Annotated in this window: 24 protein-coding genes and 2 tRNA genes; 12 read left to right on the top strand and 14 right to left on the bottom strand. The window is 65.9% G+C overall.

Annotated elements, in window-relative coordinates; translation table 11 throughout:
• Positions 1-60 precede the first annotated feature (60 nt).
• The 7 genes from U1H82_RS15660 (at position 61) to uvrB (ending at position 5,101) form a co-directional block, all read left to right on the top strand.
• Positions 61-146 (top strand) — tRNA-Tyr (locus U1H82_RS15660).
• A gap of 43 nt (positions 147-189) precedes the next feature.
• Positions 190-263: transfer RNA gene (locus tag U1H82_RS15655), tRNA-Gly, on the top strand.
• A gap of 118 nt (positions 264-381) precedes the next feature.
• Positions 382-690 carry a polyhydroxyalkanoic acid system family protein gene (locus U1H82_RS15650; RefSeq protein ID WP_322965853.1) on the top strand — a complete coding sequence of 103 codons (309 nt, stop codon included), beginning with the start codon at positions 382-384 and terminating at the stop codon, positions 688-690.
• A gap of 102 nt (positions 691-792) precedes the next feature.
• The gene (locus U1H82_RS15645) at positions 793-1,245 is read left to right on the top strand and encodes a DUF2721 domain-containing protein (protein WP_322965852.1); all 453 of its coding nucleotides are present in this window, start codon (positions 793-795) and stop codon (positions 1,243-1,245) included.
• Positions 1,242-1,643, top strand: a complete 402-nt coding sequence (locus U1H82_RS15640; protein ID WP_322965851.1) for a DUF4345 domain-containing protein — start codon at positions 1,242-1,244, stop codon at positions 1,641-1,643. Before U1H82_RS15645 ends, U1H82_RS15640 begins: the two co-directional genes overlap by 4 nt.
• 46 nt (positions 1,644-1,689) lie before the next feature.
• Positions 1,690-2,865, top strand: coding sequence for an MBL fold metallo-hydrolase (locus U1H82_RS15635; protein WP_322965850.1), 1,176 nt, complete (start codon positions 1,690-1,692; stop codon positions 2,863-2,865).
• Between the two features lie 43 nt (positions 2,866-2,908).
• Positions 2,909-5,101, top strand: a complete 2,193-nt coding sequence (gene uvrB, locus U1H82_RS15630; RefSeq protein WP_322965849.1) for an excinuclease ABC subunit UvrB — start codon at positions 2,909-2,911, stop codon at positions 5,099-5,101.
• A gap of 181 nt (positions 5,102-5,282) precedes the next feature.
• Here the strand turns inward: uvrB and U1H82_RS15625 are convergent, their stop codons facing one another.
• Positions 5,283-5,654 carry a PRC-barrel domain-containing protein gene (locus U1H82_RS15625; RefSeq protein WP_322965848.1) on the bottom strand — a complete coding sequence of 124 codons (372 nt, stop codon included), beginning with the start codon at positions 5,652-5,654 and terminating at the stop codon, positions 5,283-5,285.
• Positions 5,655-5,783: 129 nt separating this feature from the next.
• Here U1H82_RS15625 and U1H82_RS15620 point away from each other — a divergent pair, with 129 nt between their 5' ends.
• Positions 5,784-6,311: a hypothetical protein gene (locus tag U1H82_RS15620; protein WP_322965847.1), complete on the top strand. Its 528-nt coding sequence runs from the start codon at positions 5,784-5,786 to the stop codon at positions 6,309-6,311.
• Positions 6,312-6,786: 475 nt separating this feature from the next.
• On the opposite strand, the gene U1H82_RS15615 is transcribed toward U1H82_RS15620, so the two are convergent.
• From U1H82_RS15615 to ruvB, 4 genes are all read right to left on the bottom strand, one after another.
• The gene (locus U1H82_RS15615; RefSeq protein ID WP_322965846.1) at positions 6,787-8,079 is read right to left on the bottom strand and encodes a hypothetical protein; all 1,293 of its coding nucleotides are present in this window, start codon (positions 8,077-8,079) and stop codon (positions 6,787-6,789) included.
• The gene (locus tag U1H82_RS15610; protein ID WP_322965845.1) at positions 8,076-8,810 is read right to left on the bottom strand and encodes a hypothetical protein; all 735 of its coding nucleotides are present in this window, start codon (positions 8,808-8,810) and stop codon (positions 8,076-8,078) included. The genes U1H82_RS15615 and U1H82_RS15610 overlap by 4 nt, the downstream gene beginning before the upstream one ends.
• 4 nt (positions 8,811-8,814) lie before the next feature.
• On the bottom strand, positions 8,815-10,029 hold the full coding sequence (locus U1H82_RS15605) for a toxic anion resistance protein (RefSeq protein ID WP_322965844.1): 1,215 nt from the start codon (positions 10,027-10,029) through the stop codon (positions 8,815-8,817).
• A 359-nt stretch (positions 10,030-10,388) separates the two neighbouring features.
• Complete coding sequence (gene ruvB, locus U1H82_RS15600) at positions 10,389-11,414, bottom strand: Holliday junction branch migration DNA helicase RuvB (RefSeq protein ID WP_294270815.1); 1,026 nt, start codon at positions 11,412-11,414, stop codon at positions 10,389-10,391.
• Between the two features lie 143 nt (positions 11,415-11,557).
• On the opposite strand from ruvB, the gene U1H82_RS15595 reads away from it, so the two are divergent.
• On the top strand, positions 11,558-12,463 hold the full coding sequence (locus U1H82_RS15595) for a 2-hydroxyacid dehydrogenase (RefSeq protein ID WP_322965843.1): 906 nt from the start codon (positions 11,558-11,560) through the stop codon (positions 12,461-12,463).
• A gap of 7 nt (positions 12,464-12,470) precedes the next feature.
• Here the strand turns inward: U1H82_RS15595 and ruvA are convergent, their stop codons facing one another.
• The 4 genes from ruvA to U1H82_RS15575 form a co-directional block, all read right to left on the bottom strand.
• The gene (gene ruvA / locus U1H82_RS15590) at positions 12,471-13,070 is read right to left on the bottom strand and encodes a Holliday junction branch migration protein RuvA (protein WP_322965842.1); all 600 of its coding nucleotides are present in this window, start codon (positions 13,068-13,070) and stop codon (positions 12,471-12,473) included.
• Positions 13,071-13,434: 364 nt separating this feature from the next.
• On the bottom strand, positions 13,435-13,953 hold the full coding sequence (gene ruvC, locus U1H82_RS15585; RefSeq protein WP_322965841.1) for a crossover junction endodeoxyribonuclease RuvC: 519 nt from the start codon (positions 13,951-13,953) through the stop codon (positions 13,435-13,437).
• Positions 13,954-14,054: 101 nt separating this feature from the next.
• A complete protein-coding gene (locus tag U1H82_RS15580) occupies positions 14,055-14,798 on the bottom strand; it encodes a YebC/PmpR family DNA-binding transcriptional regulator (RefSeq protein WP_322965840.1) in 744 nt (247 codons plus the stop codon).
• A gap of 27 nt (positions 14,799-14,825) precedes the next feature.
• On the bottom strand, positions 14,826-15,365 hold the full coding sequence (locus U1H82_RS15575) for a DUF1003 domain-containing protein (protein ID WP_322965839.1): 540 nt from the start codon (positions 15,363-15,365) through the stop codon (positions 14,826-14,828).
• Positions 15,366-15,436: 71 nt separating this feature from the next.
• On the opposite strand from U1H82_RS15575, the gene U1H82_RS15570 reads away from it, so the two are divergent.
• Entirely contained in the window at positions 15,437-16,900 is a 1,464-nt protein-coding gene (locus tag U1H82_RS15570; protein ID WP_184104788.1) for a helicase HerA domain-containing protein, read from the top strand.
• 520 nt (positions 16,901-17,420) lie between these two features.
• On the opposite strand, the gene U1H82_RS15565 is transcribed toward U1H82_RS15570, so the two are convergent.
• Positions 17,421-17,681, bottom strand: coding sequence for a DUF2312 domain-containing protein (locus U1H82_RS15565; protein WP_058746354.1), 261 nt, complete (start codon positions 17,679-17,681; stop codon positions 17,421-17,423).
• A gap of 144 nt (positions 17,682-17,825) precedes the next feature.
• Positions 17,826-18,128 carry a DUF1244 domain-containing protein gene (locus tag U1H82_RS15560; RefSeq protein ID WP_322965838.1) on the bottom strand — a complete coding sequence of 101 codons (303 nt, stop codon included), beginning with the start codon at positions 18,126-18,128 and terminating at the stop codon, positions 17,826-17,828.
• A 72-nt stretch (positions 18,129-18,200) separates the two neighbouring features.
• Here U1H82_RS15560 and pyk point away from each other — a divergent pair, with 72 nt between their 5' ends.
• Both pyk and U1H82_RS15550 read left to right on the top strand, forming a co-directional pair.
• Positions 18,201-19,673 carry a pyruvate kinase gene (gene pyk / locus U1H82_RS15555; protein ID WP_322965837.1) on the top strand — a complete coding sequence of 491 codons (1,473 nt, stop codon included), beginning with the start codon at positions 18,201-18,203 and terminating at the stop codon, positions 19,671-19,673.
• Between the two features lie 83 nt (positions 19,674-19,756).
• The gene (locus U1H82_RS15550) at positions 19,757-20,338 is read left to right on the top strand and encodes a GNAT family N-acetyltransferase (protein ID WP_322965836.1); all 582 of its coding nucleotides are present in this window, start codon (positions 19,757-19,759) and stop codon (positions 20,336-20,338) included.
• 207 nt (positions 20,339-20,545) lie between these two features.
• On the opposite strand, the gene lpdA is transcribed toward U1H82_RS15550, so the two are convergent.
• From lpdA to U1H82_RS15535, 3 genes are all read right to left on the bottom strand, one after another.
• A complete protein-coding gene (lpdA, locus tag U1H82_RS15545) occupies positions 20,546-21,940 on the bottom strand; it encodes a dihydrolipoyl dehydrogenase (protein WP_322965835.1) in 1,395 nt (464 codons plus the stop codon).
• A 108-nt stretch (positions 21,941-22,048) separates the two neighbouring features.
• Positions 22,049-23,269, bottom strand: coding sequence for a 2-oxoglutarate dehydrogenase complex dihydrolipoyllysine-residue succinyltransferase (gene odhB / locus U1H82_RS15540; protein ID WP_322965833.1), 1,221 nt, complete (start codon positions 23,267-23,269; stop codon positions 22,049-22,051).
• A 108-nt stretch (positions 23,270-23,377) separates the two neighbouring features.
• Positions 23,378-26,356, bottom strand: coding sequence for a 2-oxoglutarate dehydrogenase E1 component (locus U1H82_RS15535; protein ID WP_322965832.1), 2,979 nt, complete (start codon positions 26,354-26,356; stop codon positions 23,378-23,380).
• Positions 26,357-26,378 lie beyond the last annotated feature (22 nt).

Raw genomic sequence — 26,378 nt, 5'->3', positions numbered from 1 at the left:
GTTGACAGCCGCGTTCGGCTTCGGCATTGGGCGCGCCTCGCTCCGATGGAGTGACACCCCGGAAGGGTGGCCGAGTGGTTAAAGGCAGCAGACTGTAAATCTGCCCGCGTGAGCGTACACTGGTTCGAATCCAGTCCCTTCCACCATCCCCGCCAATCGGCTAGGGTCGATCAGCGGCGCTGGACTTGAGCGGGTATAGCACAATGGTAGTGCAGCAGCCTTCCAAGCTGAATACACGGGTTCGATTCCCGTTACCCGCTCCATTCCTCTGACGGCAAAGCCGCCCCTTTGAGCGATGGATTTCGTCACAACCTGCTTGACCATCAGGACAATCCGCGCCACGCGGGCCTTACTTTTACTAATGAGATAAGGTATCGCGTTATGGCATCGGTCAATTTCGACATCCCCCATAATCTGGGTCATGCCGAAGCGCGCCGCCGCATCGAACAGGGCCTGCCCAAGCTGGAAGCGCATATCCCCGGCGGCGGCCAGGTGACGTCGGAATGGCCCGCCGAAGACCGGCTGATGCTGACCATCATCGCCATGGGCCAGACGGTGAAGGCCGATATGGCGATCGCCGACGACGCGCTGCGCGGCACGGTCGCGATCCCGATGATGCTGTCGATGATGGCCGGACCGATCGGCGACTTCGTGAAGACCAGCGCCGAAAAGATGCTGGCCAAGGCGTAACGCCTTCTCTTCCTCCCCTGCAAGGCGAGGAAGAGCGCCCATTCCCGCAAAGGCCACTTCGCCCTTGCCCCGCCCGGCGCGACGCGTCACCATTTCGGCGTCATGCCCACTTTGCCCGCCGTCGCCACCATCGCCCAGACCATCCAGCTGTCGCTGGCCCCGGTCTTCCTGCTCGCCGCGATCGGGCAGTTGCTGAACGTGCTGGCCGGGCGGCTGGCGCGGGTGATCGACCGGGCGCGCGGGCTGGAGATGATGATCCACAAGATCGACCATGGCCCCGACCTGCTGCGCCACAAATGGGAGCTGCGGCTGCTCGACCGGCGCATGTCGATCATCAACGCCGCCCTGTTCCTGGCGGTGTCGAGCGCGGTGATGGCCTGCATCGTCATCGCGGTGCTGTTCATCGCCAATATCGGCAAATTCCATATCGGCACCTGGATCGCGCTGGCCTTCATCCTGTCGGTCAGCCTGCTGACCCTGTGCCTGATCGCCTTCATGGTCGAGGTGCGCATTTCGCTGCGCGCGATCCATGTCCGCAAGGAAATCCTGAATTGAGCGTCACGCCGACCGAGCGGCGCGCGTTGCAGGGCGTCGTCGCCATCGCCTGTCTGGTCCCGCTGACGATCGGGGGGATCAGCATCCTGCACGGTCCCGGCTGGCTGGGCCATGCGCCGTCGATCCCGACCGATCTGGACAGCCAGTTCCGGTACGTCTCGGGCATCTTCTTCGCGCTCGGCCTGGCCTTTACGACCTGCATTCCCGGTATCGCGCGCAAGGGGGCGCGGTTCCGGTTGCTCGGCCTGCTGGTGGTGGCGGGGGGCCTTGCGCGGGCGCTGTCCTGGGCGACGGTCGGCGCGCCATCGGTCGGCCACCGGCTGGGCCTGGTGATGGAACTGGGCGTCGTGCCGCTTCTTATGCTCTGGCAGGCCCGCATCGCGCGCGGTCGTTGCTGACCATCAGGAGCTTTGCGATGCGCTTTACCGACCGGGTTGCTCCCGCATGACGATCGTCCGCCGGATCGCCAAGGGGCTGGCGCTGATCCTCATTGTGGTCGGGCTCGCCGCGACGATCGTGCCGCATTATCTCGACCGGCTCTATTATGAAGGGCCGGAAAGCGGCCATTATGACGGCGCACGCTTCTTCAACCCCGATGGCGATAGCGACACCTTTCGGATGCCGACCCGCGGCGGGCGTAGCGGTTTCCTGTGGCGGCAGCTGACCGGCGATGACGGCCGCCCCGTCTGGCCCGAAACGGTGGCCGTCCAGCCCTCCAAACCCCAGCCGCGCGTCGAGGGACAGCGCATGGTCGCGACCTGGATCGGCCATGCGACCGTGCTGGTCCAGACCCAGGGGCTGAACATCCTGACCGACCCCATCTATGCCGAACGCGCAGGGCCGTTCGGCTTCGGTCCGAAGCGGGTAGCCATGCCCGGCGTGGCACTGGACGACCTGCCCCGGATCGACCTGATCCTGATCAGCCACAATCATTACGACCATCTCGACCAGGCGACGCTGAAGAAGCTGTGGGCCCGCGACCGACCGCTGATCGTCACCAGCCTGGGCAATGACAGCGTGATTGGCCAGGTCGGCGTACCCGCCACCGCGCTCGACTGGGGGCGTGAGAAGGTGATCCGGCCGGGCGTTTCGGTGGCCGTGACCCGCAACCATCATTGGGGCAGCCGCTGGTTCGCCGATCGCAACCGCGCGCTCTGGTCGAGCTTTGTCGTGCGCTTGCCCGGCGGCAATATCTTCTTCGCCGGGGACACCGGCATGGGTGACGGGCGCTGGCCCGAGGAAGCCGCCAGGCTCGGCCCGGTGCGCCTTGCGCTCCTGCCGATCGGGGCGTTCCGCTTCGTGCCCGGCCAGATGGCGTCGGGCAGCCATGTCGGCCCGCCGCAAGCGGTGCAGATTTTCGAGCGGCTGGGCGCCTCCACCGCGATCCCGATCCATTGGGGCACGTTCCGCCTGTCCTATGAGGGGTATGATACGCCGCCCAGGCTGCTCGACGCCGCGATGCACTGTTCGGCGGCGCGGCCGGGTGCGCGCTTCGCGGCGGTCCGGCTGGGCGAACCGGTGAGCATCGGGCCGGTCCTGGCCGCGCCTGCGTCCGGACGGACGGACGACGCGACCATGCGCAGCTGCCTCGACACGCCGCAGGTTCGCGCGCTTCGCTGACGACCTCTGGAACAAAAGCGCAACCGGACCCATATTCACCCCCATGGCGATCCAGATCCGCACCACCCTCGACGAGCCCGAAACCGGGGTCAGCTTCATCCCCCACCGCCCGTCGCGCCCCGAAAAGGCCGAAGGGGGCAAACGGTTCGAACTGGTCACCGAATATACGCCCAGCGGCGACCAGCCCGCCGCGATCAAAGAGCTGACGGCGGCGGCGCGCGCAGGCGACAAGGATCAGGTGCTGCTCGGCGTCACCGGCTCTGGCAAGACCTTCACCATGGCCAAGGTCATCGAGGAGTTGCAGCGTCCCGCGCTGATCCTCGCGCCCAACAAGATTCTAGCCGCGCAGCTATACGGGGAGTTCAAGAACTTCTTCCCCAACAACGCGGTCGAATATTTCGTCAGCTATTACGATTATTACCAGCCCGAAGCCTATGTGCCCCGGTCCGACACCTATATCGAGAAGGAAAGCTCGATCAACGAGTCGATCGACCGGATGCGCCATTCGGCGACGCGCGCGCTGCTGGAGCGTGACGACGTCATCATCGTCGCCTCGGTATCGTGCCTCTATGGTATCGGCTCGGTCGAAACCTATTCGGCGATGATCTTCGACCTGAAAAAAGGCCAGAGCGTCGACCAGCGCGAGATCATCCGCAAGCTCGTTGCGCTTCAGTACAAGCGCAACGACGCCGCCTTCATGCGCGGCAATTTCCGGGTCAAGGGCGACAATCTCGAAATCTTCCCCTCCCACTATGAGGACTCCGCCTGGCGCGTGTCCTTCTTCGGCGACGAGATCGAGGAGATCGTCGAGTTCGATCCGCTGACCGGCAAGAAGGTCGCTAGCCTGAACTCGGTGCGCATCTACGCCAACAGCCACTATGTGACGCCGGGGCCGACGATGAAACAGGCGGTCGAGGCGATCAAGTTCGAGCTGGCCGAGCGGCTGAAGGAGCTGGAGATCGAGGGCAAGCTGCTGGAGCGTCAGCGGCTGGAGCAGCGGACGAACTTCGACCTGGAGATGATCGCGGCCACCGGCAGCTGCAACGGCATCGAGAATTACAGCCGCTTCCTCACCGGCCGCCTGCCCGGCGAGCCGCCGCCCACCTTGTTCGAGTACCTTCCCGAAAACGCCGTGCTGTTCGTCGACGAGAGCCATGTCACCATCGGCCAGATCAACGGCATGTCGCGCGGCGACCATCGGCGCAAGATCACGCTGGCCGAATATGGCTTCCGGCTCCCGTCGGCGATCGACAACCGGCCGCTGCGCTTCAACGAATGGGACGCGATGCGCCCGCAGACGGTCAGCGTCTCGGCCACGCCCGGCCATTGGGAGATGGAGCAAACCGGCGGCGTCTTCGTCGAACAGGTCATCCGCCCCACCGGCCTGATCGACCCGCCGGTCGAGATCAAGCCGGTCGAGGAACAGGTGCAGGACCTGATCATCGAGGCGCGCAAGACGACCGAGCTCGGTTACCGCACCCTCGTCACCACGCTGACCAAGCGGATGGCCGAGGACCTGACCGAATATATGCACGAGGCGGGGATCAAGGTCCGCTACATGCATTCCGACGTCGAGACGCTGGAGCGTATCGAGCTGATCCGCGACCTGCGGCTGGGCGTGTACGACGTGCTGATCGGCATCAACCTGTTGCGCGAGGGGTTGGACATTCCCGAATGCGGGCTGGTCGCGATCCTCGACGCGGACAAGGAAGGCTTTCTGCGCTCCGAAACCTCGCTGATCCAGACGATCGGGCGCGCGGCACGCAATGTCGACGGGCGCGTGATCCTGTACGCCGACCGGATCACCGGGTCGATGGAGCGCGCCATGTCCGAGACGTCACGGCGTCGCGAAAAGCAGATGGCGTACAACACCGAACACGGCATCACGCCGCAGACGATCCGCCGCCAGATCGGCGACATCATCGCGCATGTCGCCAGCGGCGATCAGGTGACAGTGCCGATCGACGAGGACCGTCCGCACATGGTCGGCCATAACTTACGCGCCTATATCGAGGAGCTTGAGAAGAAGATGCGCAAGGCCGCCGCCGACCTCGAATTCGAGGAAGCGGGCCGGTTGCGCGATGAAATCCGGCAGTTGGAGAATGAGGAACTCGGCCTGCCCGTCCATGAGCAGAAGGCACCGATCATGGGGCGCTCGAACGAGGGCAAGCCGGGAACGCGCAAGACGCGGTTCGGGAAGAGCAAGAAGTTCGCGAGTGGGCGCAAGGCGAATTGATCGTTGGGGTGGACTGCTTGGCGGTGGCCCTCCCCCATCCCCTCCCGCCTGCGGGAGGGGTGGGTTACTTGGCGATTGTCAGGGCATTATCTCCGAGAGATCCTAACGCTGCGCTAGGCACGCCCCTCCCGCAGGCGGGAGGGGATGGGGGAGGGAAAGCCCAAGGGCCACCCTCAAAAAATCACCCCAAATCCAAATTCTCGGTCGTAACCCCGTAATAACCCGCCACCCGGTCGGCATAGGCCTGGTCGAAGATCGGCGCGTTGTTGGCCCAGCTCGGTCCTCCCTCCAGCAAGCGACGATCGACGGTGATGACATATTGGTCGTTCACCGGATCGAACTGCAACAGGCTGAACGGCACCGGGTAGAAGCTCTTGCCCATGCCCAGGAACCCGCCCAGCGCCAGCACCGCATGGGTCGCGCGGCCCGATCGCTTATGGACCATGAAGGAATAGACGCTGCCGATCGTGTCGCCGTCGCGGCTCTCGATCTTCAGGGTGCCCGAGACATTGGACTGGACCAGGATCAGGGTCGGCGTGTCGTGATCGGCCATTCTTAACCTCCGTTTATCGCGATCAAAACCCGCCAGAGCGAGGCGCGGTTCCGATGCCCGCCGCATCGGCACGTCCCGTCGCACCACGGGGTTGAGCGCGAGCGCCCCCTCCCCCATAGGCTGAGCGCGATGCGTCGCCTGTCCCTTGCTTCCCTCGCCCCGATCGTCGGGGCCGCCGCCCTGTCGGGCTGTATCCCCGCCGCCCCGCGCCCCGAAGCGCCGCCCCCGCCGCGCCAGGAGCCCCGTCCGGTCGCCCCGGCGCCGCGCCCGATATTGGGGGCGGACTGGCGCGACTGGCCGCTGACGCCGGGCGACTGGCGGTATCAGCGGACCGCGACGGGATCGGTAGCGACCTTCGGCACCGGCGGCGTCACCCGCCTGACTCTGGCGTGCGATCTGCGGACGCGGCAGGTTCGCCTCGGCCGCCCCGCCTCGGTCGCGGGGACGGTCACGATCCGCACCTCCAGCACGACCAAGGCCGTCGCCGCCCGCGCGGTCGCCTCGGGTGCGGAACTGGTGCTGCCCGCTGCCGATCCACTGCTCGACGCGATGGCGTTCAGCCGTGGACGGTTCACCCTCGAACAGCAGGGCCAGGTGCCGCTCGTCATCCCCGCTTATGCGGAGATCGGGCGGGTGATCGAGGATTGCCGGGGGTAAGTCCCGCCATTTGGCGGGCGCAAGATGCTCGGCCAAACATCGTCGCATTACAAGTCTTGTTTATCGCTCTTTGACTGCGCACATTGTGGATGCGTTCTTCAAAGGGCGCGTTGGCTATCCACTAGCGAAAGGAGGTGATCCGATGTCTCATGGTTCAGCAATGGGGTCGGTTCAGTTCGTTCGGGGGACCGGCTTCTGACATCGATGGACGCGGTTCGGGGGGTATCCTCCCCCAATCAACGGTCGCGTCTGATGTCATGAGGCCCGCATGGCCTCCCGGGCTGGAGCTCTCCGGCCGCTGACCATGTTTAGGGGTTGCCGGGGCCGTCGCGATGACGTCCCGGCAGCCTCTTTTCATATCTAGAGATGGTCGCGGCTTCATGCCCCATCGTCCTTACCAGCGCAGCGAAGCAATCCAGGGTTACGGGCAAGACGCCCTGGATTGCTTCGCTGCGCTCGCAATGACGGTCGCGTGTCAGGGCTTGGCGGGGACCCCATTGGACGATGGGCTCGGGTCCTGCATTACCAGCCGCAGCGGCTTGTCCCCCGGCACCATCAGCGAGGGCACCTCCTCGCCCGCACGGACCAGAACCTGATCGACCGGAATCGCATCGTCGCTCTCGCCCGCGATGAACGCCTGCACCAGCCGCTCGCCCTTTTTCGGCAGGAACCCCGCCGGGATCGCCATTGCCCGCCGGTTCATGGCCGCGAGCCAATCGGGGCGACCTTTCACCCAGTGGGTGACGGGATGATACACTTGAAGGTCGACCGCACCGGCATATTGGCCGAACGCGAGGGGCTGATCGCCGTCGAACATCACCACCGAGCGGCTAAAATTCCTGGCCGCCAAGGCCCGACGCGCAAGCCCGTTATAACCGCTGGCACTTTGCCCCAATGTGGTCTGGTCGATGGTCAGCGGGTCGATGCCGGTCTTGGCCTTCAGCAGGGTCGCCATCCAGCTTTGCTTGGCACCTCCTCGGCCATCGATCGGCTGCTCGGCGACATGGCTATGGCCGACATAGACGAACATCTTGGTCTTGGGATCGGCGGCCAGCACCTGCGCCAGATGGCTCGATTGGGCGTCTTCGCGGCGGGATATGCTATCGGCCCGGCTCGAACCGCCGCCCCCGCTTTCCTTCTCCATCTGTTCATAGGCCACGGGACGATAGCCCATGGCCAGCGACTGACGGACGAAGTCACCGAACACCGGGTCTTGGGTATAATGACCCGAACTGTGGATCGGATAGCCATCCTTTGCCAGTCGCACCATCGGCGCCCGATCGTCCGTGTTCCAGAAGGTTTCCGCGGCCAGCACGGAGTATCCCAGCGGACGCAAGGCCCGCGCGACTTCCAGCGCAAAGGCACGGTCGCGCGGCAGGCCGTGATCCTCGTTGAGGATGACCACACGGGTCTTGGCCGCCCGCGCGACGATCTCGGTAATTGCATCACGGGGCGTCGCGGCCGCCAGACGCTCGGCGGCCGCCTTGACTTCCGGGTTATCCGACGGTTGCGGTTCGGGACCGACGGGCTCGGCCGTCATGCGCGTCCGGGCCTCTTGCCATTGGCTGTGGAAAATGCCGGCCTTGGGCTTGCCCGCCGCGTCGAAGGCCAGCGGCCGCAATATGTTCGCCGCGTCGAGATAGCGCCCATTCTCGAGCTGCTTCAGGGACCCGTTGATCGCGTCCCAATCCGCCTTGCTCGGCCCGTCCTGCGCCGTCGCGGCGGTGGAGAGCATCATCAACACCACCACCGCCGCGCGCACGTTCATTCCGTTTTTTCCTCGCGATATTTCATTTCCAGAAATCGCCCGCGCGTCGACAGGCTGTCAAGATCGGCTTGCGCCAGCCGCTGGGTCATGTCGCCGATCTCCTGCTCGATCAGCTTCAGGCCGTCGACCAGTTGCGCATCCGGGGTCCGGCCATTGCGCTCCACCCGGCGCAAGGGTTCCGGCACGCGTTCATAATCGCGCAGAAAGGCGGGAAGCTGCTCGCCGATCAGGCGGCGGACCTCCATCGCCTCGGGCGTCTCGTTGTCGACCCCCGCCAGCTGCGGCGACAGCGTGTCGAGACGCCGTCCGATCCGGTCGACCAGTTGCACGGCGGGTGCGGGCAACAAGGGACGCTGCGCCTCCAGCCAGCGCTCGGTCTGCGCGGGCAGCGCCTTGATATCGACCTGCGCCAGCTTGGCGGGGGTCGGGGCGCGTGGCGCGGGCGCCAGTGCGATGGCGAGCGTCGCCGCCAGCATCAGCATCATCGCCGCCAGCGCGCCGAAAATGCCGATGCCACCGGGCAGAATCAGGCCCGTCACCATCGCCGCAATCAGGATCAGGGCATTGGCGATGGCGATCAGGATCACCCGCTGCATCGCCGAGCGCGCGCGTCGCCGCACCCGCTTGACCGTTTGCTGGGCTTGCCCACGATAATCCTGCGAGATGCGCGCCATGACTTCGCGCGCACGCTCGATCTGGGCATCGACCTCGTTCGAGCGGGGGGTGGTCACGGGCTTACAGCGCCTCCAGCTTGAACGACGAGGCGGCCGACCCGCCGGTCAGCTGCGGGTTCTGCGCACCCTCGGCACGGGCGATATAGCCCTTCGACTTCTCGACCTCGTTGCCCAGCGTCGTGACCGTGGTCTTCATCGAATCGAGCGCCTTCAGCTTGAAGCTGTCGATCGCATCCATCGTGTCATAGATATTCTGGAAGGCGCGTTGCAGCGTCTCCAGCGGGATGGTCGAGGCCGCCGCCTGCTCATGGATCTGCGCGGTCTGGCTGCGCAGCAGCTTGCCGGTCGAGTCGATGATGTTGGCAGTAGTCGAGTTGAGCGCGGTGATCTGGTCCAGCACCAGCTTCTGGTTGGCCAGCGCCTGTGCCACGGTGACGGCGGTGCGCAGGGCCGAGACGGTGGTGGTCGAGGCGCGGTCGACGCCCTTCACCAGCTCGACATTGTTCTTCTTGACCAGATCGAGCGCGAGATAGCCCTGCACCGTGACCGCCATCTGGGTCAGCAGGTCCTGAGTCCGCTGGCGGGTATAGAACAAAGCGGTTTCGCGGATCGCCTTGGCCTTGGCGGGATCGGTGTGATCCAGCTCGTTGGCGGTATCCTCAAGCTTGGCGTCCATCGTCTTGGACAGATGGATCATCTGCTCCAGCCGCCCCATGGCCGACCAGAGGTTCGCGCGCTCGGTGTCGATCGCGGCATTGTCCATCAGCAGTTCGTCGCGGCCCGAGGACAGGCTCTTCAGGATCGCGGCGATATGCGTCTGCGACGAACGATAGCCGTCGAAATAGTCGCGCATCTTGTTGCCGAAGGGCAGGATGCCGAGCAGCTTGCGCGGCGCCGAGAGATTGCCCTGGCGGCCGGGGTCGAGGCTTTCGACGACACGGCGCAGCTCGGTCAGGTCCTTGCCCACCCCCGTCTCACCGTCCATCGCCTTTACGGGTCGATCGAGAAAGCGGTTGGACTGGCTGGCCGCCTCGCGGATTTCCTTTTGCCCCATGGCGGTGATCGCATCGACGCGGCGGCCGAATTCGGGGCTGTTCACGTCCTGCGCGATCAATTCGGCGACGAAGCCGTCGACCTTCTGCTCCAGCTGGGTGCGCGTCTTGTCGTCGACCGGCACCAGCCCGGCGGCCTGGGCGGGCGCGACCGTGGGCACGGGATCGGGCGGCGTCAGCGTCAGTCCTTTTGCCTCGGTCGCAGTATCGGCGGTCGTGGCCATCGTCAAAACTCTCCAAATGCGTGTGTCTAGTGTGGAGGGGATGGCCGCACGGTTCAAGTGTATTATAGGGATAATACTATCCGGGACAGCCGACATTCCTCCCCTGCCAGGGGCGGAATGGATGGGAAATTGATCGGCCGCCACGCGCAACCGAAGCCAAGGGGGTTCGTTACCCGAACTCGGCCTTGCCTCTCCGGATGGTCCGATCATCCCCAAAACCCATGCCCCGTGCTTTCGCGTGCGGAATCATGCGGTTGCGATGCGGTGATTACCCGAACGCCGATGCCGGGCCGAACGCAGCAGACAGAGATACCCGCCTGCCCCCTTGCCGGTTGAAAGCCGACAGGGGGCCTTTTTGCTCAGCCGTCGAACAAGCCGTCCTGCGACCCGATCGGCGGGTTCAGGCCCAGATGCTTCCACCCGCCCGGATTGAGGATGCGCCCGCGCGCGGTGCGGGCGAGCAGGCCGAGCTGGATCAGGAACGGCTCGATCACCTCCTCGATCGTGTCGCGCGGTTCGGACAGGCCAGCGGCGAGCGTCTCCACCCCCACCGGGCCGCCGCGATAGACATCGGCGATCATCGTCAGATAGCGCCGGTCCATCGCGTCCAGCCCCAGCGCGTCGACCTCCAGCCGGTTGAGCGCCTGGTCGGCCGCCGCCGCATGGACGATCTCATGCCCCGCAACGCTGGCGAAATCGCGCACCCGGCGCAGCAGCCGCCCCGCGATACGCGGCGTCCCCCGCGACCGGCGCGCGACCTCGACCGCGCCGTCCTCGGCAATGGGCAGGTCGAGCAGGCGGGCGGCGCGGGTGACGACGCGGGTCAGTTCCTCGACCGTGTAGAATTGCAGGCGAACCGGAATGCCGAAGCGGTCGCGCAACGGCGTCGTCAACAGCCCCTGCCGCGTCGTCGCCCCGACCAGGGTAAAGCGCGGCAGGTCGATCCGCACCGAGCGCGCCGACGGCCCCTCGCCGATCATCAGGTCGAGGACGCGATCCTCCATCGCCGGGTACAGGACTTCCTCGACCGCGGGTTGCAGGCGGTGGATTTCGTCGATGAACAGGACGTCGCCATCTTCCAAATTGGTCAGCAGCGCGGCCAGGTCGCCCGACTTGGCGATGACCGGGCCGGACGTCGCACGAAAGCCAACGCCCATCTCGCGCGCGATGATCTGCGCCAGCGTGGTCTTGCCGAGCCCCGGCGGGCCGAAGAACAGCACATGGTCCAGCGCATCGCCGCGCCCACGTGCCGCCTGGATGAAGACTCGTAGGTTGTCGCGCGCGGCCTGCTGCCCGACAAATTCGTCCAGGCTCTTGGGGCGGAGCGCGGCGTCAACATCCTCGGGACGGCGACTGGCGGATAACAGGCGGTCTTGGTCGGTCACGCGCAGAGCCCTAGCGGCTGGGGGGCATGGCTGTCGAGGCGGCATGCGAACATTGCACGAACATAGCAGCAATTGGCTGCCCATGACAGCCGCGTCTCGGGCTCGCTTAACCCGAGTGGCGGACTCTGCGGCCAAAGCGCGCTATGATCCTGGCCATGCCGCACGACCTCTTCCTCGCCACCGCCGTCCCGCCAGCCCTGGACATCGCGCTGGCCGAACGCTTCACCCTCCACCGCGATACGCCGCCGCCGACCACGCGAGCGATCGTGGGCGGGGGTATGATGACGGTCGATGCCGCACTGCTCGATCGCCTGCCCGAGCTGGAGATCATCGCGGTCCACGGCGTCGGCCATGACGGGATCGACCGCGACGCCGTCGCCGCGCGCGGCATCCGCATTGCAATCACGCCCGATGCCCTGACCGAGGATGTCGCGGACCAGGCCATCGCCTTGTGGCTGGCGGTCGATCGGCGGATCGCGGCGAACGACCGGGCGATGCGAATGGGCAACTGGACCGTGCCGCTGGGCCGTCGCGCCAGCGGGCGGCGGATTGGTATTTTCGGGCTGGGGCGGATCGGGCAGGCGATTGCGCGGCGCGCCGAACCGTTCGGCGGCGAGATCCGCTATACCGCGCGCTCGGCGAAATCGGTGGCGTGGCGTTTCGTCCCCGATCTGGCGACGCTGGCCGAGGAGAGCGATGTGCTGTTCCTGGCCGCGCCGGGTGGGGCGGAGACGCATGGCGCGGTGACGGCGGCGGTGCTGGACCGGCTGGGGCCGGACGGCGTGCTGGTCAATATCGCGCGTGGCAGCCTGGTCGATGAGGAGGCGCTGATCGCCGCGCTGGAATCGCATCGGATCGCGGGCGCAGGGCTGGACGTATTCGCCGACGAACCGGACGTGCCCTATGCGCTACGCCGGATGAACCATGTCGTGCTCGCCCCGCATCAGGGTAGCGCCACCCGCGAAGGCCGGGCGGCCATGGCGGAGATGGTGATCGCCAATCTGGACGCCCATTTCGCCGGGCGGGCGCCGCCCGGATTGCTGGAGTAACGGGGCCCTATTTCGCCGCCTTGCGCAGCGCCAGCCGGACCAACGCGTCGAGCGAGGCATTCGCCCCCAATTCCTCTTCCGCCGAGGCGACCGCCGCACTCGCCTCGGCCGGGCGGAAGCCCAGGTTGAGCAGCGCCGACACCGCATCGGCCCCCGCCCCGACCGGCGCGGCGATACCGCCGCCCGATCCAGGCGCCAGCACGATCCCGCCGACCTTGTCCTTCAACTCCATCACGATCCGCTGGGCGAGCTTGGGCCCCACGCCATTGGCGCGCGCGACCATCGCCTTGTCACCGCTGGCGATCGCACGCATCAGGTCCGCAGGCTCCAGCGCCGACAGAATGGCCAGCGCCACACGCGCACCGACCCCCTGCACGCCGGTCAACAGCCGGAACCAGTCGCGCTCGTCGGCGCTGGCGAACCCGACCAGCCGGATCGAGTCCTCGGACACCAGCATCTCGGTATGCAGCATCGCCGCCTCGCCCACCGGGCCGATCGAAGACAAGGTCCGCGCCGAAGCACCGACCAGATAACCGACGCCGCCCACATCGATCACCGCATGGTCGATGCCGGTGGAGTCCAAACGTCCCTTGAGATGCGCGATCATGGCGGTGGGTTAGAACAAAAGGGGGGGTTCGTCACGCCCTTCGGCGGGCGGGAAATTTGGTTCACGCGAAGCCGCGACGGCGCGAAGCGGGATAAATTTGTTCGCGCGGAGACGCGGAGGCGCGGAGATGCTGTCCTGCTGGACGACATGCGGCCTTGACCAACGGTGGAGATAAGAGGGCCGCTGACGCGGCGAGCGACGGATGACATGAGATGGATTCGTCATTGCGAGCGTAGCGAAGCAATCCAGAGCGTCTTGCCCGGACACTGGATTGCTTCGCTACGCCCGCAATGACGGATCGGGTCAAACTGACGTCATCGCGCGCAAGCGACACATCTCCGCGCCTCCGCGCGAACATTTCCTCTCAGATGGCCGAAGCCCGCCGCTGCATCGCCCGCGCGCTCGCCAGGTGATGGGCATGGGTGATCGCCACCGCCAGTGCATCGGCGGCATCCGGGCCGGTCAGCTTCACGCCCGGCAGCAGATGGCCGACCATCGCCTGAACCTGCTTCTTGTCCGCGCCGCCGGTACCGACCGTCGCCTTCTTGACGATGCTGGGGTGATATTCGCCGACGATCAGCCCCGCCTGCGCTGCCGACAGCAGGACGATGCCACGCGCCTGGCCCAGCTTCAGCGTCGATTGTGCGTTGCTGTTGCCCAGCACCTCCTCGACCGCCGCGCCGTCCGGTTGTTGCTGGCGGATCACGTCATACAGCGCGGCGTGCAGATTGGCGAGGCGACGCGGCAGTGGCATCGACGGCTCGGTCTTGATCTGGCCGTTGGCGATGTGGCGAAGCCGGTTGCCCTCCACCGCGATCACCCCCCAGCCGGTGGTGCCGAGACCGGGATCGAGCCCGAGGATGATGGCAGGGGGTGGTGTCATGTCAGGCTTTCGGGGGAGACTATCGCGAGCGTTGCCTGCCCCTCCACCACCGGGCTTGCCCGGCGGTCCCCTCCCCAGGCCCAGCCCGGGGAGGATTGGGTTTAGGCCAGCTTTTCCATCACTTCGTCGGAGACTTCGTAATTGCCCCAGACGGTCTGGACGTCGTCGTCGTCGTCCAGCGTGTCGATCAGCTTGAACAGCGTCGCCGCCGCCGCTTCATCGACCGCAACCATGGTCTGCGGCCGCCAGGCCAGCTTGGCGCCTTCCGCCTCGCCCAGCACAGGCTCCAGCGCCTTGGCGACTTCGTGCAGATCGGCCTGCGCAGTCCAGATTTCGTGGCCGTCTTCCGACGAGGTCACGTCTTCCGCACCCGCTTCCAGCGCCGCCTCGAATATCTTTTCGGCGTCACCGGCACTCGCGGGATAGTTGATCAGGCCCATCCGGTCGAAACCATGGCTGACCGAACCGCCCGCGCCCAGATTGCCGCCATTCTTCGACACGGCGGTGCGAACGTTCGTCGCGGTGCGGTTGCGGTTGTCGGTCAGCGCCTCGATGATCAGGCTGACGCCGCCGGGGCCGAAGCCCTCATAGCGGACTTCCTCGTAATTCTCCCCGTCGCCGCGCGAGGCCTTGTCGATCGCGCGGGCGATATTGTCCTTGGGCATCGAGGCCGCCTTGGCCGCGTTGACGGCAGCGCGCAAACGCGGATTCATGTCCGGGTCGGGCGTGCCCATCTTCGCCGCGACGGTGATTTCGCGGGAGAGCTTGGAAAATGCTGCCGAGCGCTTCTTATCCTGCGCGCCCTTGCGGTGCATGATGTTCTTGAATTTGCTGTGGCCTGCCATCGGTGCCTCTTGAGATGATCGGGCTCTTTACGACCGCGCAAGGGCCTTTGCCAACCCGTCGATCTTCGCCTCCAGCGTATCGAGCCGCTCGGTGACTCCATTGTCCAGCTTGTGGTGCAGCCGGAGGATGTCGATCTCGGCGCGCAAATTGGTGCGATAGTCCAGGCTGGCGGCCAGCCGGTCCTTGGCCGATTGCCGGTTCTGGCTCATCATGATGACCGGCGCCTGGATCGCCGCGAGCGTCGAGAGCATCAGGTTCAGAAAGATGTAAGGGTACGGATCGAACGCCATGCCGAAATGGCTGAGCACGTCCGAATTGAGCAGCATCCACCCGAGCAGGATCACCGAAAAGGTGATGATGAAGCCCCAGCTGCCGCCGATCGCCGCCACCCGATCGGCCAGCTTCTCGCCCCAGGTCGAGGTTTCGTCCGCGACATCGGCGGCGTCGCGCGCGCTGAGCTGGCCCGACTCGATATCGGCGATGACCTGGCGTTCTTCCTCGTCCAGTTCGTGGGCGGGCTTGCCCAGCGTGCGGCGGGCGATTTCGGCGGCGGTCGACAGGGCCATGAGCTTGGGGCTCCGCTGGAGGAATCAAATGCCTTGCTCCTTGGGGCGTTGATCGGCCAAACGCCAGAGTCATGACGGTACGCGTGGATATGGGAACCGATGAGCGCGGCTCGTCGGTGCCGATCGATCTTGAGGAACTGCTGGCGACCCGCCTGCTGGTGCAGGGCAATTCGGGGTCGGGAAAGTCGCATCTGCTGCGCCGGTTGCTGGAGAAGTCGGCGGGCCAGGTGCAACAGGTGGTCATCGATCCCGAGGGCGATTTCGTCACTTTGTCGAAGGCGTACGGCCATGTCGTGATCGAGGCGGGCGACTATGCCGAGCGCGAGGTCGGGCGTTTCGCCTCGCGGATTCGCGAACACCGTGCCTCGGTGGTCCTCAGCCTGGAGGGGCTGGAGATCGAAGGGCAGATGCGCTGCGCCGCGACCTTCCTGAATGCGCTGTTCGATGCGCCACGCGAACATTGGTATCCCGCGCTCGTCGTGGTGGACGAGGCGCAGCTCTTCGCCCCCACCACCGGCGGCGAAGTGACCGAAGAAGTCCGCCGCGCCTCGCTGTCCGCCATGACCAACCTGATGTGTCGCGGGCGCAAGCGCGGTCTTGCGGGCGTGATCGCGACCCAGCGACTCGCTAAGCTCGCCAAGAACGTCGCGGCGGAGGCGTCCAACTTCCTGATGGGCCGCACCTTCCTCGACATCGACATGGCGCGCGCCGCCGATCTGCTCGGCATGGAGCGGCGGCAGGCCGACTCGATCCGCGATCTGGCACGCGGCACCTTCCTGGCGCTCGGCCCCGCCGTCTCGCGGCGGCCGATCACGGTGAAGATTGGCGCGGTCGAGACCTCGGCACGCTCGGGCAGTCCCAAGCTGACCCCCCTGCCCGACGCGCCGCCGCCCGATCTGCAGGAACTGCTCTTCGCGCCGGTCGAGGAAGCCCCGACCCTGCCCATGACCTTCGACCCGCGCCCGCGCCGTGTGCCCGCCGAGGAACTGATGGCCGATCTCGGTCGCCCGCCGCTGCCGACCACCGCCGCGCCCCCCGCGCCGGAGATGGACGAGGGCGAAGTCGAGGCGATCTACGAACAGGTGCTGCGCGCGATCGTCGAGGACCCCGAATCGACCTTCCGCCCCGCCTCAGTTCTGTTCCAGGATTTCCAGGTGCGCTGCCGGATGGCGGGCCTCGCCCGGCCGCCGCTCGACCTGAACGGCTTTGCCCGGCGGCTGTCCTGCGCGCGGGCGGGGATTTTCGATGTGAACGATCCCGACTGGCAGGAAGCGCTGGCGCTGGCCGCGATGCTGCCCGACGATATGCTGGGCGCGTTCCTGCTGGTGGCGCGCGCGGCACGGGAGGGGCTGCCCTGCCCGCCCGATACCAAGATCGCCGAGACCTATGGGACCAGCTCGCTGGGCCGGGTGAAGCGGCTCATCGCCTATATCGAGAGCCGCGACCTGTTCGTGTGCCGCACCGACCTGACGGGCAAGCGGTCGATCACGATTCCGCGGCTGGGCTGGACGACCCAGGCAGCGGAGATGGGGTGAGGGTTTCCCTTGGCCTTCGACTTCGCTCAGGCTGAACGGGGGCGGAAAGGATGCGAGGCGAACAGTGGTCGCAATTGGCTATGATGAGACGCTTTTTGGATGTCTTCAGCTATCATCAGAAAGGCGATTGACGAGCCATCGTACCCCGAAACCGATTGGAGCGGCGACTGCGAATGTTAGCAAGAGGTCTCTAATCAACGAGGATTGATGACAAGGGACGTCTGGTACGCAGTCGCCTAAGCTGGAGACAAGTACCGACAAGAAGAAGACAGGCAGCCCAAACAGGGCAGCCATCGCGCAACCCCATTTGCCGCCAGTAGTTCCCCCGCCCCTGTAACGGCTGTCATCCATGGTGGCAGCATATCGGATTTATCCGTCTCTACAATCTTGAATGAGCAAAACGCTTCACCCCCGTTCAGCCTGAGCGAAGTCGAAGGCCACGCTCCACCACCCGCCACAAAAAAGGGCGACGGAGCCACCAGCCCCGCCGCCCTTCGCATTTCCGAGCCCGAAGCCGGGATCAGATCATGCCCAGCGCCTTCATATACACTTCGAGGATGGCTTCCTCTTCCTGATATTCCTCGCGCTTCTTCTTGCGGATCTGCATGATCTTCTTGATCGCCTTGGGGTCGTAGCCGCGCGCCTTGGCTTCGGCGAAGACATCCTTGATGTCGTCCGAAATGCCCTTCTTCTCTTCTTCCAGCCGCTCGGCCCGCTCGATCAGCAGGCGCAGCTCGTCGGCCGTCACATTGCCGCTGCTGTCGAAATTCTCGTCCGCCATTGTCTCTAACCTTCTGAAAACCTGTATGCCCCCATGGACCCGCCGCCACGACGCAAATCCTCGCCCATGGGCAAGGTCGGTCCGGCGCGGATGTCGGGATCGCGGGCGGTCTAGGCGGTTCCGGGCCCAGGCTCAAGCCGTGCGTTAACGGTTCTTCTTCACGCTTTCGGCCATGCGGGCCAGCTGCTCCGGCGTCGCCTCGGCCTGATGCGCCGCCTTCCACTGGTCATAGGGCATGCCGTAGATCGCTTCACGCGCGGTCGCCTTGTCGACGCCCGCCGCCTCGCCGACCCAGTCGGACAGGCAGTTGCGGCAAAAGCCCGCCAGCCCCATCAGATCGACATTCTGCGCATCGGTCCGGTGGCGCAGGTGCAGCACCAGCCGACGAAAGGCCGCGGCGGCCGCCGCGTCATCGATTGCATTCAACGCATCCAGCGTATCGCCCATATTCGTCGCTCCTAGGTTGATCGTAACGCATTAAGCTTTAGGACACTGGCCGCAAAGAAGCAGGATGTGAACATGACCACGGCCCTCCCACCTCGTTCGCGCAAAGTCCGCGTCCTCGCCACGCTCGGCCCGGCCAGCAGCGATCCCGAAACGATCGCCACCCTGTTTCAGGCAGGGGCCGACGCCTTTCGAATCAATATGAGCCATGGCGACCAGCAGTCGAAGGTGCCGCTGATCCAGGCGATCCGTGGCCTGGAGGAACGGTTCGGCCGTCCGACCACGATCCTCGCCGATCTTCAGGGGCCGAAGCTGCGCGTGGGCAAGTTCGCCGATGGCAAGGTGATGCTGGAAACCGGCAGCACCTTCGTCCTCGACCGCGATCCGACGCCGGGCGACGCCACCCGTGTCGAGCTGCCGCACAAGGAAATCTTCGCCGCGATCGAACCGGGCGCGCGCCTGTTGCTCGATGACGGCAAGCTGGTGCTGCGCGTGGCGTTCCACGACGACCAGAAGATCACGACCCTGGTCGAGGTCGGCGGTGCGCTGTCGAACAACAAGGGGCTGAACGTCCCCGATGTGGTGCTGCCCATGGCCGCGCTGACCGAGAAGGACCGTTCCGACCTGGCCTTCGCGGTCGAGCAGGGCGTCGACTGGATCGCGCTCTCCTTCGTCCAGCGGCCCGAGGATCTGATGGAGGCGCGCGGCCTGATCAAGGGGCGCGCCGCGCTGCTCGCCAAGATCGAGAAGCCGCAGGCGATCGACCGGCTGGAGGAAATCGTCGAGCAGTGCGACGGCGTGATGGTCGCGCGTGGCGACCTGGGCGTCGAACTGCCGCCCCAGGCCGTCCCGCCGCTCCAGAAGCGCATCGTCGAGGTGTCGCGCCGGATGGGCCGCCCGGTGGTCGTCGCCACGCAGATGCTCGAATCGATGATCCAAAGCCCCTCGCCCACCCGCGCCGAGGTGTCGGACGTGGCGACCGCCATCTATGACGGCGCCGACGCGATCATGCTGTCGGCCGAGTCGGCGGCGGGTGCCTGGCCGGTCGAATCGGTGGCGATGATGAACGCGATCGGCGTGTCGGTGGAAAACGACCCCGGCCATGGCGAGCGCATCCACTTCACCGCCATGACCCCCGACCCGACCACCGCCGACGCGCTGGCCGAGGCGGCGGCGAGCATCACCAACACCGTTTCGGCCAAGGCGATCATCTGCTTCACCACCAGCGGCTCGACCCCCCGCCGCGTGGCGCGCGAGCGGCCCTCGGTGCCGATCCTGGTCCTGACCCCGCAGCTGGAGACGGCGCGTCGTCTGGGCCTGCTCTGGGGCTGTCACGCGGTCCATACCCGTGACGTCGAATCCTTCGAGGAGATGGTCGCCAAGTCCAAGCGCATGGCGCTGCGCCACGGCATTGCCGAGGCGGGCAACCAGGTCGTGCTGATGGCGGGCGTCCCCTTCCGCACGCCGGGATCGACCAACGTGCTGCACGTCACCCGCATCATGGGCGACGAACTGGCCAATTACGGCGACCGCAGCGAAGAGGCGTAAGCGCCGATCCCGGTGCGAGAAAGGCGGCGGCGCGAAAGCGTTGGCCGCCTTTTTTTCGTCCAGCCCCGATCCAGCCCAACGTTTTGGCGGGAAACGATCATGCCCCTGTCTCTCGATACCCGCCCCGACCTCGACACCCCCGGCTATCGCTGCGGCGTCCGGCCGAGCGTGATATCGAGGCCATCGTGTCCATCGTCGGGGATTGGGATGTCGCACACCGTCTGGCCCGCGTGCCGCATCCGTACAGCCCGGACGATGCGCGCTTCTTCCTGGAGCGGGTCGTGCCTGCTGAATGGGTCTGGGCGATCACGCTGCGGGGCGAGGACCGGCTGATCGGGGCGGTCGGGCTGACCCCGGAACGCGACGCGGATACCGCAAAGCTGGGCTATTGGCTGTCCCCTGCGCATTGGGGCCAGGGGATCGCGACCGAGGCGGCGCGGGCGCTCGTCGATTTCGGGTTCGAGCGGCTTGGTCTTACCCGCCTGACCTCGGGCTATTTCGAGGGCAATCCGGCGTCCGGTCGCGTGCTTGCCAAGCTCGGCTTTGTCGAGACCGGACGGGTTCTGCGTCCCTGCGTCGCTGCCGGCGGGGATATGCCATCAGTGCGGATGGTATTGGAGCCGTTATCCTCCCCTGCAAGGGGAGGTGGCAGGGCGAAGGCCTGACGGAGGGGTGTCGCGCTATCGAGAGCGAGTGGCAGGCCGGATTGCCCCCGGCAATCCTCGAACCCGCGGGCGGGTTCGACCTGCCACTCCCCTCCACCATGCTTCGCATGGTCCCCCTCCCCTTGCAGGGAGGAATTCCAGAGGCGCGTAACAAAAAGGCGGGCACCTTGCGATGCCCGCCCCTTCGTTAATTCGACAAGAGCCCGATCAGATGTGGATCGGCTTACCCTGCACCGCCATGGCGGCTTCCTTAAGCGCCTCGGCATGGGTCGGGTGCGCGTGGCAGGTGTACGCGATGTCTTCCGACGTCGCACCGAACTCCATCGCCTGCGCGGCCTGCGCGATCATCGTGCCAGCCAAGCTGGAGATGATCCACACGCCGAGCACGCGGTCGGTCTTGGCGTCGGCGATCACCTTCACGAAGCCGTCGGTATCGCGGTTGGTCTTGGCGCGGCTGTTGGCGGCGAAGGGGAACTTGCCGACCTTGACCTCGCCCTTTTCCTTGGCGGCTTCTTCCGACAGGCCGACACCGGCGATCTCGGGCATGGTGTAGACGACGCTGGGGATGACGTCGTGGTTCACGATGCCGGTCTGGCCAGCGATGTTCTCCGCCACCGCGACGCCTTCGTCCTCGGCCTTGTGCGCGAGCATCAGGCCCGGCGCCACGTCGCCGATCGCCCAGATGCCGTCGACATTGGTCGCGAAGTCATGGTCGATCTCTACCTGGCCACGACCGTTCAGCTTCACGCCCGCCGCTTCCAGGTTCAGCCCATCGGTATTGGGCTTGCGGCCGATCGCGACCAGCACGGCATCGGCCGACAGCGTTTCCGCCGCACCACCCGCCGCCGGTTCGACCGACACGGTCGCGCGGTCGCCCTCGACGGTGACGCCGGTCACCTTGGTCGAGGTCTTTAGCTCCATGCCCTGCTTCTTGAACAGCTTGGCCGATTCCTTGCGGACTTCGCCATCGAAGCCGGGCAGGATCTGGTCGAGATATTCGACCACCGTGACCTTGGCCCCCAGACGACGCCAGACCGAACCCAGCTCCAGGCCGATCACGCCGCCGCCGATGACGACGAGATGCTCGGGCACCTTGGGCAGCGCCAGCGCGCCGGTCGAGTCGACCACGACCTTCTGGTCGATTGCGACACCCGGCAGCGGGGTCACGACCGAGCCGGTCGCGATCACGATGTCGCGCGCGGTGACGGTCTGGTCGCCGACCTTGACCGTGCTCGCATCCTGGAACGCGGCCTTGCCCTTCAGCCAGGTGACCTTGTTCTTCTTGAACAGATATTCGATGCCGCCGGTCAGCTCGCCGACCGCCTTGGCCTTTTCAGCGTGCATCTGGTCGAGGTTAAGCTTGGCGCCCTCGATCTCGACACCGAACTTGGCGAGTGCACCGTGCGACGCTTCCTCGAACAGCTCGGATGCGTGGAGCAGCGCCTTGGACGGGATGCAGCCGACATTGAGGCAGGTGCCGCCCAGCGTCTCGCGCGCCTCGGCGCACGCGGTCTTCAGGCCCAGCTGCGCCGCGCGGATCGCCGCGACATAGCCGCCGGGGCCGGCGCCGATCACCAGGACGTCATAGTCATACTCAGCCATTTGTCTCTCCCGTTCCCCGGCTTCGGGGTCCAGCCTGCGGGCGCACCCGCCTTACACAGCACGAACGGACCCCCGCGGTTGCGAGGGCCCGTATAGATCACAAAGCGATCAGAGGTCGATCAGGATGCGCGTCGGGTCCTGGATCGCGTTCTTCAGCGCGACGAGGAAGGTCACCGCCTCGCGACCGTCGATGATGCGATGGTCATAGGACAGCGCCAGGTACATCATCGGACGGATGACGATCTGGCCGTCGACGACGACCGGCCGCTCCTCGATACGGTGTAGGCCCAGCACCGCCGACTGGGGCGGGTTGATGATCGGGGTCGACATCAGCGAGCCGAACACGCCGCCGTTCGAGATGGTGAAGGTGCCGCCCTTCATCTCGTCCATCTTCAGCGTGCCGTCCTTGGCGCGCTTGCCGAAGTCGCCGATCGTCTTTTCGATACCAGCCACCGTCAGGTCCTGCGCGTCGCGGATGACCGGCACGACCAGGCCGTTCGGGGCCGAGACGGCGACCGAGATGTCGGCATAGTCGTGATAGACGATCTCATCGCCCTCGATCGACGCGTTGACCGACGGAATGTCCTTCAGCGCCATCGTCGCGGCCTTCACGAAGAAGCCCATGAAGCCCAGGCGGACGCCATGCTTCTTCTCGAACAGGTCCTTATACTTGGCGCGCGCCTCGATCACCGCGGTCATGTCGACGTCGTTGAACGTCGTCAGCATCGCGGCGGTGTTCTGCGCTTCCTTCAGGCGCTTGGCGATCGTCTGACGCAGGCGCGTCATCTTGACCCGCTCTTCCTTGCGCGCCGAACCGGCAGGCGCAGCGGCCGGAGCAGCGGCGGCAGGCGCGGGGGCACTCGACTTGTTGGCGGCGGCGGCGGCGACATCTTCCTTGGTGATGCGGCCGTCCTTGCCGGTGCCCTTGATCGTCGCGGGGTCGAGACCATGCTCCAGCACCGCACGACGCACCGACGGCGAGAGCGCGGCGGGCGAGTCGCTCGACTCGTCAGTGGCGGGAGCCGGAGCGGCAGCCGCCGGAGCCGCGGTCACGGCAGGAGCCGCCGCTTCGGTCTTGGCCGGGGCCGCGCCACCGGCATCGACGGTCGCCAGCAGCGCGCCGACCTGCACCGTGTCGCCGACCTTCACGGCATGCTCACCCATGACACCCGCCACCGGCGAGGGCACTTCGACCGAGACCTTGTCGGTCTCCAGGCTCGCGATCGGCTCGTCGACCGCCACCGCGTCACCCGGCTGCTTCAGCCATTCGCCCAGCGTCGCTTCGGAGATCGATTCGCCCAGTACCGGGACCAGAACTTCAGTCGCCATTTCCATTTCCTCCACCCGGCGAACCGGGGTTCTTACGCGGGCGGGCAAAACGCCCGCGCCAGATTTCATCCCTCCCCGGCTCGGTCACGAACCGGGGAACTCGATACGTCAGTCCACCGCCGCCGTGGTCGGCTTGGCGGTCGTGTTGCTGCCCTCGGCGCGCGTCCGGCGGATTTCCTCGCGGACATTATGGCCCAGCGCATCGGCGACCAGCGCGCCCTGCTCGGCGGTGTGGCGCTTCATCAGGCCGGTGGCGGGCGACGCCGCCGCCGTGCGACCGGCATAACGGGCGCGCTTCACCGAAGCCCCGGCCTCGGCCAGCGCCTCCTCGATCAGCGGCTCGACGAAGAACCAATACCCGTTGTTCTTCGGCTCTTCCTGCGCCCAGACCACGTCCTGCAGGTTCGGCATCCGCGCGATCCGCTTGGCCAGCGCATCGCTCGGAAACGGATAGAGCTGCTCGACGCGCACGATCTGGGTCGTGGTGTCGCCCGCCGCGTCGCGTGCCTCGATCAGGTCGTACGCGACCTTGCCGGTGCACAGGACCAGACGCGTCGTCGCCTCGTCGGCGGCACCGTTGGTGTCCGACAGCAGGCGACGGAAGTGGCTGTCGCCCTGGAAATCCTCGGCCTTCGACACCGCCAGCTTGTGGCGCAGCAGCGACTTCGGCGTGAAGACGATGAGCGGTTTACGGAAATTGCGATGCATCTGACGGCGCAACAGGTGGAAATAATTGGCCGGGGTGGTGCAGTTCGCCACCTGGATATTATCGTTGGCGCAGGACTGGAGGAAGCGCTCGGGACGCGCGGACGAATGCTCCGGCCCCTGCCCTTCATAACCATGCGGCAACAGCATCACGAGGCCGTTGGCGCGCAGCCACTTGGACTCGCCCGACGTGATGAACTGGTCGATCATGATCTGCGCGCCGTTGACGAAGTCGCCGAACTGCGCCTCCCACAGCACCAGCGTCTTCGGATCGGCGAGCGCATAGCCATATTCGAAGCCCAGCACGCCGTACTCGGACAGCGGGCTGTCCAGCACCTCGAAGCTGCCATGCTCGACGGTCTTCAGCGGCACGTACTTGTGCTCGTCGGTCTGGTCGACCCAGACGGCGTGACGCTGCGAGAAGGTGCCGCGACCCGAATCCTGGCCGGACAGACGCACGCCATAGCCTTCCGACAGCAGCGAACCGAAGGCCAAAGCCTCGCCGGTCGCCCAGTCGAAATTCTCGCCCGTCGTGAACATCTGGCGCTTGGCATCCAGCACGCGGTTCAGCGTCTTGTGGACCTGCAAGCCTTCCGGGATCGTGGTCAGCGTGCGGCCGATCGCGTCGAACAGCTTCTTGTCGAGGCCGGTCTCCACGTTGCGGCGACCCTGATCAGTTTCCTTCGGCGCCGACAGACCCGACCAGCGACCGGCGAACCAGTCGGCCTTGTTGGGCTTGTAGCCCTGCCCGGCCTCGAACTCGCCTTCGCAGCGCGTGGTGTACTGCTTGACGTTCTCGTCGACCCAGGCCTGGTCGACCACGCCTTCGGCGACGAGGCGCTTCGCATAGATTTCGCTAACACCGGGGTGCGAGCGGATTTTGTTGTACATCAGCGGCTGGGTGAAGCCCGGCTCGTCACCTTCATTGTGACCAAAGCGGCGATAGCACCACATGTCGATCACGATGTCGCGGTGGAACTTCTGGCGGAACTCGATCGCCATCTTGGTGGCGAAGGTCACCGCCTCGGGATCGTCGCCATTGACGTGGAAGACCGGCGCCTGGACGCCCTTGGCCACATCCGACGGATAGGGCGAGGAGCGCGCGAATTGCGGGCTGGTGGTGAAGCCCACCTGATTGTTGATGATGAAGTGGACGCAGCCGCCCGTGTTGTAACCACGGATGCCTGAGAAGCCGAGGCACTCCCAGACGATACCCTGCCCCGCGAACGCCGCGTCACCGTGGATCAGCACCGGCACCGAGGCCGAGTGATCCTCCAGGTCGCCCGCGATCGTCTGGATCGCGCGGGTCTTGCCCAGCACGACCGGGTTCACCGCCTCGAGGTGCGAGGGGTTGGCGACCAGCGACATATGGACCTTGTGGCCGTCGAACTCGCGGTCGGTCGAGGTGCCGAGGTGGTACTTCACGTCGCCCGAACCGCCGATGTCATCGGGGTTGGCCGAACCACCGGCGAATTCGTGGAAGATCACGCGCAGCGGCTTGGCCATCACATTGGCCAGCACGTTCAGGCGACCGCGATGCGCCATGCCGAACACGATCTCGCGCACGCCCATCTGGCCACCGTACTTGATGACCGATTCGAGCGCGGGGATCATCGACTCGCCGCCGTCCAGGCCGAAGCGCTTGGTCCCGACATATTTCTTGCCGAGGAACTTTTCCCACTGCTCGGCCTCGATGACCTTGTTCAGGATCGCCTTCTTGCCATCGACGGTGAAGTCGATCGCCTTATCCTGGCCTTCCATCCGGTCCTGGAGGAAGCGGCGCTCCTCCACATCTGCGATGTGCATGTACTCAAGGCCAATATTGCCGCAATAATTCTTGCGCAGCGTGTCGACCAGCTCGCGAACGGTCGCCCATTCGAAGCCCATCGTGCCGCCCAGATACACCTTGCGGTCGAGATCGGCGTCGGTGAAGCCGTGATATTCGGTCTTCAGATCCTCGGGCAGTTCACGCAGGCCCGACAGGCCCAGCGGATCGAGGTTCGCCGCAAGATGGCCGCGCACCCGGTAGGTGCGGATCAGCATCTGCGCGCGGATCGCGTCGCCCGCCGCCTTGACGATGTCGGCGGTCGAGGGGGCTGCCGCCGCAGCGGCAGGGGCGGGCTTGCCACCCTTGGCGGGCTTGGGGGCGGGTTCCATCTGCGTCGGGTCGAGGCCCGCCGTTAGATCGTCGGTCGAGGTCAGCGGCCAGCGCTTGTTCTGCCAGCTCGGGGCACCCACGCCCTGCTCCAGACCCTCGAAGAAGGTCCGCCAGCCTGCATCGACCGACGACTGGTCGGCCTGATACTTGGCATAGAGCGTTTCGATGAAGGCGGGGCTGACGCCCGCCGCGATGTCGCTGAATTCCTGGCCTTCGTAGCCCATGAGACGCTTCCTCGACCGCCCG

It is taken from the genome of Sphingomonas fuzhouensis (genome assembly GCF_034659795.1).
Lineage (GTDB): Bacteria > Pseudomonadota > Alphaproteobacteria > Sphingomonadales > Sphingomonadaceae > Sphingomonas > Sphingomonas fuzhouensis.
The sequence above is the reverse complement of the archived record's forward strand: the minus strand, read 5'-3'. Positions and strand labels throughout refer to the sequence as shown.

Bases quoted from the DNA above. Each gene is read 5' to 3' on its own strand.
- U1H82_RS15580 (WP_322965840.1), bottom strand. From the start codon at position 14,798: ATGGCAGGCCACAGCAAATTCAAGAACATCATGCACCGCAAGGGCGCG.
- odhB (WP_322965833.1), bottom strand. From the start codon at position 23,269: ATGGCGACTGAAGTTCTGGTCCCGGTACTGGGCGAATCGATCTCCGAA.
- U1H82_RS15615 (WP_322965846.1), bottom strand. From the start codon at position 8,079: ATGAACGTGCGCGCGGCGGTGGTGGTGTTGATGATGCTCTCCACCGCC.
- U1H82_RS15560 (WP_322965838.1), bottom strand. From the start codon at position 18,128: ATGGGCGATACGCTGGATGCGTTGAATGCAATCGATGACGCGGCGGCC.
- U1H82_RS15595 (WP_322965843.1), top strand. From the start codon at position 11,558: ATGATCCTGGCCATGCCGCACGACCTCTTCCTCGCCACCGCCGTCCCG.
- uvrB (WP_322965849.1), top strand. From the start codon at position 2,909: ATGGCGATCCAGATCCGCACCACCCTCGACGAGCCCGAAACCGGGGTC.
- U1H82_RS15605 (WP_322965844.1), bottom strand. From the start codon at position 10,029: ATGGCCACGACCGCCGATACTGCGACCGAGGCAAAAGGACTGACGCTG.
- U1H82_RS15565 (WP_058746354.1), bottom strand. From the start codon at position 17,681: ATGGCGGACGAGAATTTCGACAGCAGCGGCAATGTGACGGCCGACGAG.
- U1H82_RS15535 (WP_322965832.1), bottom strand. From the start codon at position 26,356: ATGGGCTACGAAGGCCAGGAATTCAGCGACATCGCGGCGGGCGTCAGC.
- lpdA (WP_322965835.1), bottom strand. From the start codon at position 21,940: ATGGCTGAGTATGACTATGACGTCCTGGTGATCGGCGCCGGCCCCGGC.
- ruvA (WP_322965842.1), bottom strand. From the start codon at position 13,070: ATGATCGCGCATCTCAAGGGACGTTTGGACTCCACCGGCATCGACCAT.
- U1H82_RS15625 (WP_322965848.1), bottom strand. From the start codon at position 5,654: ATGGCCGATCACGACACGCCGACCCTGATCCTGGTCCAGTCCAATGTC.
- U1H82_RS15635 (WP_322965850.1), top strand. From the start codon at position 1,690: ATGACGATCGTCCGCCGGATCGCCAAGGGGCTGGCGCTGATCCTCATT.
- U1H82_RS15575 (WP_322965839.1), bottom strand. From the start codon at position 15,365: ATGGCCCTGTCGACCGCCGCCGAAATCGCCCGCCGCACGCTGGGCAAG.
- U1H82_RS15620 (WP_322965847.1), top strand. From the start codon at position 5,784: ATGCGTCGCCTGTCCCTTGCTTCCCTCGCCCCGATCGTCGGGGCCGCC.
- U1H82_RS15645 (WP_322965852.1), top strand. From the start codon at position 793: ATGCCCACTTTGCCCGCCGTCGCCACCATCGCCCAGACCATCCAGCTG.
- pyk (WP_322965837.1), top strand. From the start codon at position 18,201: ATGACCACGGCCCTCCCACCTCGTTCGCGCAAAGTCCGCGTCCTCGCC.
- U1H82_RS15650 (WP_322965853.1), top strand. From the start codon at position 382: ATGGCATCGGTCAATTTCGACATCCCCCATAATCTGGGTCATGCCGAA.
- U1H82_RS15570 (WP_184104788.1), top strand. From the start codon at position 15,437: ATGACGGTACGCGTGGATATGGGAACCGATGAGCGCGGCTCGTCGGTG.
- ruvC (WP_322965841.1), bottom strand. From the start codon at position 13,953: ATGACACCACCCCCTGCCATCATCCTCGGGCTCGATCCCGGTCTCGGC.